The organism is Lentzea sp. NPDC051838, assembly GCF_040681245.1.
GTDB lineage: Bacteria > Actinomycetota > Actinomycetes > Mycobacteriales > Pseudonocardiaceae > Lentzea.
In genome coordinates, this window is sequence record NZ_JBFAYI010000005.1 from 51585 (window position 1) to 63646 (window position 12062).

General features: G+C 69.1%; 8 protein-coding genes. 5 read left to right on the forward strand and 3 right to left on the reverse strand.

From position 1 onward, the window contains the following. The first annotated feature begins 66 nt into the window (after positions 1-66). Positions 67-510 carry a hypothetical protein gene (locus AB0M24_RS13885; RefSeq protein ID WP_363765880.1) on the forward strand — a complete coding sequence of 148 codons (444 nt, stop codon included), beginning with the start codon at positions 67-69 and terminating at the stop codon, positions 508-510. Between the two features lie 1184 nt (positions 511-1694). Here the strand turns inward: AB0M24_RS13885 and AB0M24_RS13890 are convergent. Both AB0M24_RS13890 and AB0M24_RS13895 read right to left on the reverse strand, forming a co-directional pair. Then, positions 1695-2603 carry a hypothetical protein gene (locus AB0M24_RS13890; protein ID WP_363765883.1) on the reverse strand — a complete coding sequence of 303 codons (909 nt, stop codon included), beginning with the start codon at positions 2601-2603 and terminating at the stop codon, positions 1695-1697. A 49-nt stretch (positions 2604-2652) separates the two neighbouring features. Next, the gene (locus AB0M24_RS13895) at positions 2653-3168 is read right to left on the reverse strand and encodes a hypothetical protein (protein ID WP_363765886.1); all 516 of its coding nucleotides are present in this window, start codon (positions 3166-3168) and stop codon (positions 2653-2655) included. 195 nt (positions 3169-3363) lie between these two features. On the opposite strand from AB0M24_RS13895, the gene AB0M24_RS13900 reads away from it, so the two are divergent. Next, positions 3364-6165, forward strand: a complete 2802-nt coding sequence (locus AB0M24_RS13900) for a BTAD domain-containing putative transcriptional regulator (protein WP_363765889.1) — start codon at positions 3364-3366, stop codon at positions 6163-6165. 30 nt (positions 6166-6195) lie between these two features. On the opposite strand, the gene AB0M24_RS13905 is transcribed toward AB0M24_RS13900, so the two are convergent. Beyond that, positions 6196-8955: a BTAD domain-containing putative transcriptional regulator gene (locus tag AB0M24_RS13905; RefSeq protein ID WP_363765892.1), complete on the reverse strand. Its 2760-nt coding sequence runs from the start codon at positions 8953-8955 to the stop codon at positions 6196-6198. A 118-nt stretch (positions 8956-9073) separates the two neighbouring features. Here AB0M24_RS13905 and AB0M24_RS13910 point away from each other — a divergent pair, with 118 nt between their 5' ends. The 3 genes from AB0M24_RS13910 (at position 9074) to AB0M24_RS13920 (ending at position 12041) form a co-directional block, all read left to right on the forward strand. Next, positions 9074-9778 carry a PASTA domain-containing protein gene (locus AB0M24_RS13910; RefSeq protein WP_363765895.1) on the forward strand — a complete coding sequence of 235 codons (705 nt, stop codon included), beginning with the start codon at positions 9074-9076 and terminating at the stop codon, positions 9776-9778. 146 nt (positions 9779-9924) lie between these two features. Then, a complete protein-coding gene (locus tag AB0M24_RS13915; RefSeq protein WP_363765898.1) occupies positions 9925-10608 on the forward strand; it encodes a response regulator transcription factor in 684 nt (227 codons plus the stop codon). Continuing rightward, positions 10605-12041 (forward strand): ATP-binding protein, encoded by a 1437-nt coding sequence (locus AB0M24_RS13920; protein WP_363765901.1) that lies wholly within the window; start codon positions 10605-10607, stop codon positions 12039-12041. The genes AB0M24_RS13915 and AB0M24_RS13920 overlap by 4 nt, the downstream gene beginning before the upstream one ends. Positions 12042-12062 lie beyond the last annotated feature (21 nt).

The window sequence follows — 12062 nt, forward strand, 5'->3', positions numbered from 1 at the left end:
TCTCTGGGGCGGAGGCTCGTGTGACAGCGCGGTCGTGAAGCGGATCGGCAATATGAGGTGCGGATCGTGGTCTCCGAGATTCTCGTGAACGACGACGTCGTAGCGGAGCTGCGGGCGGGCGACCCTGCGAGGGCTGCGGTGTTCACCGCGAGCTGCGCTGAACGACTGGTTCAGCTTTTCACCGGCCTTCGGGGTGATGACCCGGCTCGCGCTGGCGATGTTGAGATCCTTTTGGATGTGTTGGACGAACTCTGGGATGCGACGCTCCCTGGCAGCGTGTTCGCCAGCAGGGCCGAACGGCTGGAGAGGTTTGTGGAGATCGTCCGCGCCGACAACGGCGAGGAGCTCACCACCGCGGTTGACGCGTACGCCTTCCACTCGGTGTTGGCCGTCCTCCATGCTGCGGGGTACCGCGACGGGAGACTCGGACGAGGCTGTCTGGTGTGCCCATGTGGGGTTGACTGCGATGGGGCTGCTCGACCAGAACGTGCAGGCAGGGGGCAACTTTGAGGCGGAACACGAGTATCAGCGTCGTGCCGTTCCTCTAGATCCCGCATCGCTCTTGGAAACTCGAGCACTCGACCGAAAGATCAGCTTTGAGCGGCTTCTGGCGGTGCGATCGAGCCGCTGAACTTGCATGTCCGCGTCAAGGGGGCGGTGACGTTCTCACACTGATCGTTCTGGAGCGGAACTGGAGCAGGGCAGGTAGTTGAACGTCATCGAACGGCACTCAACGGCGGCTACTTGCGCTGGAGTTGTTGGGGTTCTCGAGTTTGTGCTGGCAGGAGTCCTTTGTGGACCAAACTGGCAGTGTGAGGGTCAGGGGTTTGAGTCCCCTCAGCTCCACTTGAATTGAGAGCCCGTCTGATCGAGGGGTTTCCGCTGGTCAGGCGGGTTTCTTGCTGTTCGGGCCCGATCTTGGGTGATCGTCTGTTGATCGTGTTGCGGTGACCCTATGGAGCACTTCTGGAGCAGAATTCTCCGGCTTGATCAGTGTGCTGGTCGCTGGACTGGGTGATCGTCGAGACCCACTCACTAACGGTGTGAGGGGCGGCGGGATTGGTTACGCCGCAAGCGGTCCGGAGACGCGGCGGTGTGCAGGTTCGGGTGCGACGTGGGAGTAGACCTCGGTGACGCGATTCGGGTGTCCGGGTTTCCGGGCTTGGGCGATCTCGGGTGCGCTGTTGGCGATGAGCCAGGCTTTGTGGCTGTGACGCAGTCCATGGAGGTCAGTCCCGGTCGGGTAAGCGCGGTGCGGATTCCCTTATGAGGCCCGGCCATCGTTGCCGTTGACGACTGGTTTGAGGATCCGTTGGCGCAACAGAGATCGGCAGCAGGTGGTGCGGGGACATCACCTACATCAACACCTGGAAAGGGTGGTTGTACCTGGCCGCCGTGATCGACCTCGGCTACCTCAGCCCCGCCGCCTACGAAGCCGCTGTCTCGAATCAGCTGGCCTGACCACACCTCATCGTCCCTGTCCGTCTAAACGGGACAAGCACCCATCCGGCGGATGAGGTTGGCCAGCCCTGAGATCGAGGCCTTCGGCTGTCGTCGTCCTCGAGCGGCTTGTAGCTGCGGCGGCCGGGCTCCTTGAAGTCCGCTTCCACCAAGGACGTTGCAGGAGCGGGGCATCCGGCGCTGCGTCCGGTCGCCCCGCCCCACAGGTTCAGCGGGTGTGCTCTCGTTCATGGTCAGCAGTTCGACGCGGACACCCGCTTCCAGCGGTCGCCGGTGTTCCCCAGTTTGATCTGGTAGCACGTGCCGTCGGAGATCTGATTGCTGTTGTAGATGTCCACGGCCTTGCGGAACAGGTACTTGACCGCGTTGCTGCCGACGTACGTACACGCGATGGAGGCGATGATGTTGAGCGGACTCGGAAGCCGGCTCGCGGTCGCGCAGGCCACCGCCAGTCCTGCCCCGCCGGCGGCGAGATAGGCGATCGCCGTTGCGCGCAGCTCGTACCCCCACATGTTGAGGTAGACGCCCAGTCCGATCGTGATTCTCGGATCGGCCACGATCGGATACTCCGCGCCTGCGGTTTCGGTGCGTTGTACGAGAGTGGTCCCGTCGATCTCGTACCGGGTTGGCAGGTGCCGCCCCTTGGCGTCTTTCGCCCACGGCTCGTTCACCGTTCCGATCACGGTTCCACCAGACCCCGTGATCAGGTAACCCCCGCCGACGGGTGTCAGCGCGGCTCCCGCCGGCAGATCGAGCTTGTAGCGCTGGGTGTTCGACGCCGAGGAACGGTGCATGATCGCGAGGATCTGGACTGTGCCCGGCCCCGGAGTCGTGATCGCGAAGTCGGTGTTCCGCGCCACGTCACCATAAACTCGCGTGCCGTTGCCGGTACTGGATCCAGCGGCCGCAGCGTCCTGCACCTCTGCGCGCACGGTCTGCGTGCCGGCCCGCAGGGATACCGCCGGGCGCAGGTTGTCGATGCTGACCGAGCCATCGGCTGTCACCTTTGCGCGGTCCGCGGTCGGCGATACGCCGGCCATGGCCATCGCCGTGCTCACCCGCTCCACGGTTGATGACGGGCCCGCAAGAGCGGGCGACGCGGTTGTCGCTGCCGGCAGCAGCGCTACCACGAAGATCGACATCGCAATGATCTTCGGTGTTTTCACGAGATCCCCTCCCCGGGTTTCGCGCCTAGCAGGTGACATAGCCGACGCTGACCTTGATCGGGGGCCAGCCCAGCTTCGTCGTGACGGAGATCTTGAGGCACCGTCCTGCCGGATTGGCTTTGACCAGGAAGAGGACGATGGCGGTGGCGACGAGGTTGCAGAGCGGGTCGAGCCAGGAGGGCGCGACGCTTTGGCAGATGCCCTCGATGCTGGAGGTCGCGCCGGCCAAAGCGAGCAGGTAGAGCTTCTCCGTGGTCTCCTTGCTGAACTTGTACGACCACGTCGCCTGCGTCGTGATGTCATCGGGTGACGCCTGGATGCGTGCTTGGCCATCGTGTCCGAAGGTGACGTCGTAGAGCGTCCCGGTCACGACGTCCAGCCCGTTGACGGTGCGTGCCGGAGCGGTCTGGGCTGACGCTGCCGGATTGGCCGGTGCGGCAGTGGTGGCCGCCCCTGCTGTCTGCCCCAGGCCAAGAGCGACCAGGCTGACGATTGTCACGATCGCCGCGCCATGGCGAATAGTGTTGATCAGTCGATGCATTCCCATCTCCTGTGGAATTCCGGAGTTCGTGGCCAGAACTCGAGCTCTGGCCTGCGCCGAGAATGGATGTGGCGCAAGCAGGAAACGCATCATGATCGTGGAATGGGCTGGTGAGAGTAATTGTGAGCAAAGTGCCGTCGATCTTGTGGAAGCTGCGACAGAGTGATTTCGTCTGGACGCGCGCGGAGCGGGGGCATGGTGGTGGAGCTGCGGGTGCTGGGGGATGTCGAAGCCTGGATCGGAGACCGGCGGGTCGAGGTGGGACACACGCGCCAGCGGTGTGTTTTCGCGGTGCTGGTCGTGGAGGCAAACCGGGTGGTCACGGTGGACCAACTGCTGGAGCGGGTGTGGCCACGGGATCTACCTCTCCGAGGTCGGCAGGTCCTGCGCAACTACCTGTCCCGGCTGCGCCAGTTGCTGTCACCGGAAGGCATCGGGATCGAGCGCCGCCCCAACGGCTACGTGCTGCTCGCCGACCCGGAGGCCGTGGACCTGCACCGGTTCCGCCACCTGATCGCCCGCGCCCGCGAAGAGAGCGACGAGCACGCCCTCGGCTTGTTCGACCAGGCCTCGGCACTGTGGCGGGGTGAGCCGTTCGCCGGCCTGGAGACCCCGTGGCTGGCCGCTGTGCGCACCAGCCTGGAACGGGAACGCAACGCCGCTCGTCTCGACCGCGTCGATGTGGCGTTGCGCTGCGGCAGGCACACCGAAGTGTTGCCACAACTGTTCGCGTTGGCGGAACAGCACGCTCTGGACGAACACGTGGCCGGCCAGTTGATGTTGGCGCTGTATCTCGCCGGGCGCACCTCCGACGCCCTGGCCCAGTACAGGCAACTCCGCGACCGTCTGGTCGAACAACTGGGTACCGACCCCGGCACCGCACTGCAGCAGCTGCACCAACGCATCCTCGACACCGACCCGGCTCTCACCCCTTCCGCAGCGACGATCAGCGGTGCGGTGGAGGCGAAGGCGAACGTGCCCGCGCCTCGGCAACTGCCCGCGCCACGGCGGCTGTTCACCGGCCGCACCACCGAACTGTCACGTCTCGACGAGGTGCTGACCGCACGGGGCGCCGGGGCGATGGTGATCTCCGCGATCGGCGGGGCCGGTGGTATCGGCAAGACGTGGCTGGCCCTGCAGTGGGCGCATTGCCACGCCGAGGAGTTCCCCGACGGGCAGCTGTTCGTAGACCTGCGCGGGTTCAGCCCGGACAGCGCACCGATGGACCCCTCGTCGGCCGTGCGCGGATTCCTCCAAGCTCTGGGCGTCCCTCCCGACCGCATGCCCGTCGACCTGCACGCGCAGGCCGCGCTGTTCCGCGGCCTGGTGGCGGACAAGCGGGTGCTGATCGTGCTGGACAACGCCGCCGACACCGCGCAGGTGGCCTACCTGCTACCCGGTAGCCCGACCTGCAAGGTGCTGGTGACCAGTCGCACCCTGCTCTCCGGACTGGTCACCGGGCACGGTGCGAACTACCTGCGCCTCGACGCGCTCGACGACATCGAGGCCCGTGCGCTGCTCACCGCGCGACTGGGCGCGGCGCGGGTCGGCGCGGAGCCCGCGGCGGTGGACGAGCTGGTCCGCCGGTGTGGAGGGTTCCCGCTGGCATTGGGCATCGTGGCGGGCCGTGCCCACACCGCACCCGACCTGTCGCTGAGCGTCCTGGCCGGCGAGCTGCGCGACGTAGGGCTGTTCGCGTTGGATGACGAAGAGCCGACGGCCAGCCTGTCGACCATCCTGTCCTGGTCGTGCGGCGGTCTCACCACCAAGCAGGACACGGCGTTCGCACTGCTGGGTGTGGTGCCCGGTCCCGACTTCGGCTTGCCCACCGCGGCGGCGCTCCTCGATGTGCCCACGCCCCGGGCACGGGTGGTGTTGCGGGCACTGGAGCACGCCTCATTGGTGGACCGCGATGCCCGTGGACGGTATCGGATGCACGACCTGATCCGCCGGTACGCGGCCGATCGGGCGGAGGGCCTGCCGGAAGCCGACCGCGTGGCCGCGCTGCGCCGCGTGGTCGAGCTCCTCGCAAGCACCGCGTGCGCGGCGGACGGGGTGCTGACCTCCGGGAACCGAGTTCTCCCCGCCGGGGTGGACGGGCCTGCCGGCGAACCGCACGCCCTGCGCGACCGCACGGAGGCCCTGGCGTGGTTCGAGGCCGAGCACGCGACGCTGGCCGCGGTCCAGCAGGCCGCCGCCGCCCGCGGGTGGCACGGACCGGTGTGGCAGGTGGCGTGGAGTCTGGTCACGTTCCACGCGTGGCGCGGTCTCCGCCAGGACCGGCTCGGCTTCTGGGAGGTCGCGTTCGACGCGGTTCGCCGCTCCGCCGATCGCCGTGCCCTGACCCTTGTGCGGCGGTTCCTCGGCCGGGCCTGCGCCGACGTCGGGCGGCACGACGACGCGGTCGCCCATCTGCACGGGGCGCTGGCCTCGTCGGACGACGACGTCGACCGAGGACACACGCACCACGCCCTCGCCCAGGTCTGGGAGATGCGTGGCGACGACCGGCAGGCGCTGCGGCACGCTGCCGAAGGGCTGCGCCTCTACCGGACCGTCGACGATCCGGTGCAGGAGGCGTACGCCCTCAACGCGGTGGGCTGGTACTGCACCCGGCTGGGTGACCACGAAAACGGCCGCGCGCACTGTGAGGAAGCGCTCGCCCTGCACCGCGCCCACGGGGACCGCGACGGCGAGGCCACCACGCTGGACAGCCTGGCGCTGACCGCCCACCGTTCCGGCGACCACGCACGGGCCGCGGACCTCTACCGGCAGGCCCTCGTCGTGTATCGAGATCTCGGCGATGTGTTCGAGGAGGCCAATGCCCACCAGGGGGTCGCCCGTCCGCTTGCCGCCCTCGGCAGGCGCGACGAGGCGCGTGCGGCGTGGCACAAGGCACTGGAGATGTTCACCGCGCAGCGGCGGGACGACGACGTGGAGGAGGTGCGACGTGAGCTCGCCGCCTTGGACGACGCCGATTCACCCGGCTGTCAGCGCTGACGCAGACCCGCCGAAAGCCGCGCGGACAGGTCAGCGGGAACGTTGCGCGATGCGGTCGGCCGCGCGGTGGAGGTTCTGCCCGCGGTAGAGGTCGATGGCCTCCTGCCAGCACTGCTGCGCGTGATCGCGGTCGCCGAGGTCGCGATGGGCGTCGCCGAGCGCCGCGAAGGTGCCCGCCTGCCGGTAGGTGTTGTCGAGGTCGCGCCACAACGCCAGCGCGCGTCCGTAGTGGTCGAGCGCCTGGCGGTGGTCGCCGGTGTTGCCCGCGATCGCGCCGAGGCTGTCCTGGCTGTCCGCCTGGCCGTAGGTGTCGTTGTGCAGCAAGCACAACGACAACGCGGCCTCGCAGATGCGGCGGGCGCGGGCGTGGTGGCCGAGACGGGTGTACGAGGCACCCATCATGCTCAGGGCGCGGATCTCCCATTGCGTGTTCCCGCTGAGCCGGTACAGGTTCCTCGCCTCGGTCAGGTGGGCGAGCACGCCGTGGTCGTCCTTCTGCCACGTCAGGGCCAGTGCCAGCACGAGGTGTGCGCCGGCTTGGCCGAGCGTGTCGCCGACCTGTTCGGACAGCGCCAGCGACTGTCTCAAGTGGACTAAAGCCTCCGCGTCCCTCCCCAGCGGCGCGTACACCAGGCCCAGCCGTCGATGGGCGCGGGCCTGCACGGCCAGGTCGCCCAGTCGTTCGGCGGCGACGAGGCCCACCTGCCAGGAGGCGATGTTGTCGTGCAGGTGCCCGCGGCGGTAGTGGAAGTTGTCCAGCGACCAGGCGAGCTGCCACACCACCGTGTCCCAGCCCGCGTCCTCGGCCGCGGTTCGCGCCTCCAGAACGCAGGCGTGGTTGGCGTCGAACCACGCCATCGCGGCCACGCTGCCGGACAGCGGGTGCGGGACGCAGTCGGCCGCTTCGACGGTGATCGGCGGGTGTTGCTGGTCGAGCAGCCTGCTGCCGTTGTGCGCGGTGTGCAGGTAGTAGCCGACGACCCGGCGCAGTGCCTTGTGCCGCAACGGTTCCGGCTCGTCTGTCAGCGCGACGGCGTGGGCGTGCTGGCGGACCAGGTCGTGGAAGCGGTAACGGCCGGGCGCGGGTTCCTGCAGCAGGTGGTCGTCGACGAGGCTCTCCAGCAGCCGTTCGGCCTCTGGGACGTCCACGGCCGCGAGCGCCGCGGCGGCGTAGGCGTCGAAGTCCGGGCCGGGGTGGATGCCGAGCAACCGGAACAGGCGTCGCTGCGGTGCGTCGAGGTGCTCGTAGGACAGGGCGAACGCGGCGGCAACGCTCCGGTCTCCCGCCTCCAGTTCGGTGAGCGGGGAGTGCGCCTGGCGAAGGCGTTCCGCCAGGTAGCCCACTGTCCATCCGGGACGTGCGCGCAGTCGGGCGGCGGCGATGCGGATCGCCAGCGGGAGACGACCGCACAACGCGACGACCTCGTGCGCCGGGCACGTGGTGCGGTCGCCGCCAGCGACGCTGGTGAACAGTGCGACTGCGTCCGCCTCCGGCAACACGTCCAGCGACACGACCTGGGTGGCGTCGAGATCGACCAGGCGGCGACGGCTCGTGATCAGCGTCAGGCTGCGGGACGTGCCTGGCAGCAACGGGCGCACCTGCGCGGCGTCGGCGGCGTTGTCCAGCACGACGAGCACCGAGCGCGTCGCCAGCTCGGCACGCCACAACGCCGAGCGCGCGTCCGGGTCCTGCGGAATCCGGTCCGGCGGCACGCCCAGAGCCCGCAGCAGCGTGTCCAGCGCCGTCATCGCCGCGACGGGCCGCCGGCTGGGCGCGTGGCCGTGCAGGTCGATGAACAGCCGGTCGTGGTAGTCCTCGGCGAACCGGTGCGCCGCGTGGACCGCCAGCGTCGTCTTGCCGACCCCTGCCATCCCGTCGATCGCCTGGATCACCACGGCGTGCCGACCGGCGGCGCGCGCGGTCGCCAGCAAGGTCAGCTCGGCCTCACGGCCGGCGAAGTCCGCGATGTCGCCGGGGAGGTCGTCGCGGACGGGTTCGCCCGGTGCGACCGTGGGCACGCCGAACAGCCGCGCGTCGTTGTCCAGCACCTGCTGATGTATCTCGGACAGGCGCGGCGACGGATCGAGCCCGAACCGGTCGACGAGCACGGTGCGGGCGCGCAGGTACGCGTCGAGGGCCTCGACCTGCCTGCCCGCGCGGTACAACGCGGTCATCAGCTGCCCCCACAGGCGCTCCCGGCCGGGATGCCGGTCGGTCAGCCCCGCGAGCTCCTCGACCAGCGTCACCCCTTCACCGTTCGCGAGGTCGGCGTCGACGCGATCCTCGACCGCGCTGAGTCGCAGGCTTTCCAGCCGTGCCGCCTCGGCACGCAGCACCGGCGTCTCGCCGAACTCGCCGTACGCCTCGCCCCGCCAGAGCGTCAACGCCAGCGACAACTGTTCGGCGGCGCCCTCGGCCCGGCCGGCGGACAGGGCGTCCCGTCCCGCCTCGACGAGCCGTTCGAATCGGCGGGAGTCGACGACATGTGGATCAAGCCGCAGCACGTAGCCCAACGGATGCGTGACGATCAGCTGGTCGACGGCGAGCGCACGGCGCAACCTTGAGACGTAGCTGCGCACGGTCCGCTGCGCGTCAGGTGGAGATTCCGCTCCCCACAACGCTTCCACCATCGTGCCGACGGTCGTCACCCTGCCCGCGTTCGCCGTCAGCAACGCGAGCAACGTCCGGAGCCGCGGACCACCCACGTCGAGCACCTCGTCGTGCACGCGCACCTCGAACGGCCCCAGTACCTGGAACTGTGGTTGCGGTGCGGCGAAATCCGTTGTCACGCAGTATCAGGAGTTGCTCGTGGCGACCGGGATACTGGTTACGTCGACGGATTGTCGATGAACTGCAATCGCCCGCTCCTACCGTCGCTTCCGACACAGCGACGAAAGGAGGACCGCGATGAAATCGACTGCACGACGGCTGGCGTCGATCGGCATGACGGTGCTGTTGCTGCTCGGAATCGGGGCTCAGACCGGGTGGGCCGCACCAGCGACGGTCAACGGGACCGCACCGGACGCGCATCTGTCGGCTGCCGCCGTCACCTTCACGACCGGCAACGACAACAAGGACGACGACACGCTGGTGCGCGCACAGGTGGAGACGCCGGGCGGCCGGGTCGCCAGCGACTTCAGCGACATCGGCACCGAGTACAGGGACGGCAGCGTCCACGGGCCGTTCATGATGCGCACCGACACCGGTGTCACCGCCGCCATGCTGAGCTCCGGCATCGTGCGGATCTCCATTGATCCCAACGGAAACGACACCTGGCACTTCAGCTACGGGCTGACCCTGTTCTTCTCGGACGGCACGTCGTTCTTCGTGCAGGCCGGCAACCTGTCGCTCAACCAGAACTCCCGGCAGCTGACCACCCCGTTCACCCTCACCACTCAGGTGGCGGTGCCCGATGTGATCGGCTCGTCCGCGAGCAGCGCCCGGGCCACCCTGCAGGCCGCGGGGCTTTCGACCGCGGTGACGTCGGCCGTCGACCCGACGTGCAACTTCATCAACCAGGTCATGCGTGAGAACCCGCGGGCGGGCACCATCGTGAACGTCGGCTCCACGGTCACCATCACGATCGGGTTGAAACCGCGAATCTGTCCGTGATGGCTGTGCGCCAACGGTGAACTTCTGGGCGGACGAAGCGCAGTCGCTTCGTCCGCTCGGGCACGAGTCGAACCCCGCTCTAATGCTGGCCTCAGGTTGGTCGGGAACGATGAGGCGCAAAGTGTCCACTGGAAGGGCGGGCCGGCGTGCGGATCATGATCGCGGATGACGAGACGGCCATCCGTGAGTCGCTGGAGCGGGTGCTCCAGGTCGAGGGCTACGAAACCTGCACTGTCGCCAACGGTCTCGCCGTGCTCGACGGGATCGAGGGCGATGCGCCGGATCTGTTGATCCTCGACCTGATGATGCCCCGCCTCGGCGGGTTGGAGACTTGCCGGCGGTTGCGGGCTGCGGGGCGGGATCTGCCGGTGCTCATGCTGACCGCGCGGGATCAGGTCTTCGACCGGGTCGCTGGGTTGGACGCGGGCGCTGACGACTATCTGCCCAAGCCGTTCGCCACCGAGGAGCTGCTGGCCAGGGTGCGGGCCCTGCTGCGCCGGCGCGCGCCGGGTGGCGAGGAGTCGCAGATCCTGTCGTACGCCGACGTACGGGTCGATCCCGACAGGTTCGAGGCGTGGCGTGGCGAGCGGCCGCTCCGGCTGACCCGGACCGAGTTCTCCTTGCTGGAGGTCCTCGTGTGCAACGCGACCAGGGTGTTGACCCGCGACGCGTTGTTCGAGGCGATCTGGGGCTTCGACATGAGCGTGACCGCCAACAACCTCTCGGTGTACGTGAGCTACCTGCGCCGCAAGATGGAGGCGGAGGGTGAGCCGCGATTGATCTACACGTTGCGCGGCTTGGGGTACACGTTGCGGGAGACTCCTCCGTGAGGGGTCCGCGCCGGCTGACCCGGTGGTGGCGCCGGCAGTCCCTGCGGACCCGGCTGACGGTGATCGCGGCGACGGCCATCGCGGTCAGCGTGTTCGTGGCCTTCCAGGTGACCAGCGAGCTGCTGGACTGGGAGCTGCGGGACACCGTGGAGGATCAGCTGCGGGCCGACTCCCGGGTTCTGGCGACGAACGCGGAGCGCGCCGGTCTGGCGCAGGTCGAGCTGCCGCCGTATCCCGGATCCGGTCGGCTGATGCGGGTGATCCTCCCCGACGGCTCGACCCGGACGCCGGACGGCCAGCCCGCGCTGCCCCCGGTCAGCGAGTCCGCCGGGCGCGTGGTGCAGGGTGCGGCGGCCGACCTGATGGAGGTGGGCGACAGCGACGACGACGGCTACCTCGTCTACACGCTGCGGGCCGGCGACGGCGCGGTCCAGGTGGCCCGCGTCGCCGACGACAGCCCGATCAACCAGTTCGGGTTCGGCATGCTGCTGATCGGGCTGCTCTGCGTGGTCGGCGGTGCCCTGGTCGGGCGGACCGTGGCGCGGACCGGGCTGGCCCCGATCGACCGGCTGACCGCCGCCGCGGTCCGGGTCGCGCAGACCCGGGATCTCGACGCCGACATCCCGGACGAGGGTGGTGGGGAGATCCGGCGGCTGATCCAGTCGATCAACGACATGCTCGCCGCACTCCGGGACTCCCGGCGGGCCCAGCGGCTGCTCGCCGAGGACGCCGCCCACGAGCTCAAGACCCCGCTCACCAGCCTGCGCCTCAACGTCGAGCTGCTGATCCGGCTGGATCGGCGCGGCACCCTGGACAGCGGACTGCCGGCGGAGAGCCGGACCCGGCTGCTCAACGATCTCGGCGCCCAGGTGGCCGAGCTGAGCAACCTCGCCGCCGAGCTGACCGACCTGGCACGCGGTGACGTCAGCGACGAGCGCACCGAGGTGCTCGACTTCGCCGACGTGGTGGTGGCCGCCGTGACCCGTGCGCGTTCCCGGATGCCCGACATCGAAGTCGCGCTCGACGTGACCTCCGTGTGGGTGAGCGGACGGCCCGCCGGCCTCCAACGGGCGGTGCTCAACCTCATCGACAACGCCGGCAAGTGGTCTCCCCCGAACCAGCCGGTCCAGGTCCGGCTCCGTGCCGAGGGCGCGGCGGCGGTGCTCGAGGTCGACGACGCCGGGCCGGGCATCGACACGGCGGACGTGCCGCGGGTGTTCGACCGGTTCTACCGCGCCGACAGCGCACGGGCGTTGCCGGGATCCGGTCTGGGGCTGTCGATCGTGCAGCGGGTCGTCGACGCTCACGGCGGCCGGGTCGCCGTCGCCCGGTCCGCCCGCGGTGGCGCGCTGCTTCGAGTCGAGCTTCCGGCCGCGGCCCCGCCGGCCTCGATCGGGTGGTTCACCGCCGGCGAGGACACCGCGGTGCACTGACCGGCCCGTGAAAAAGATCCG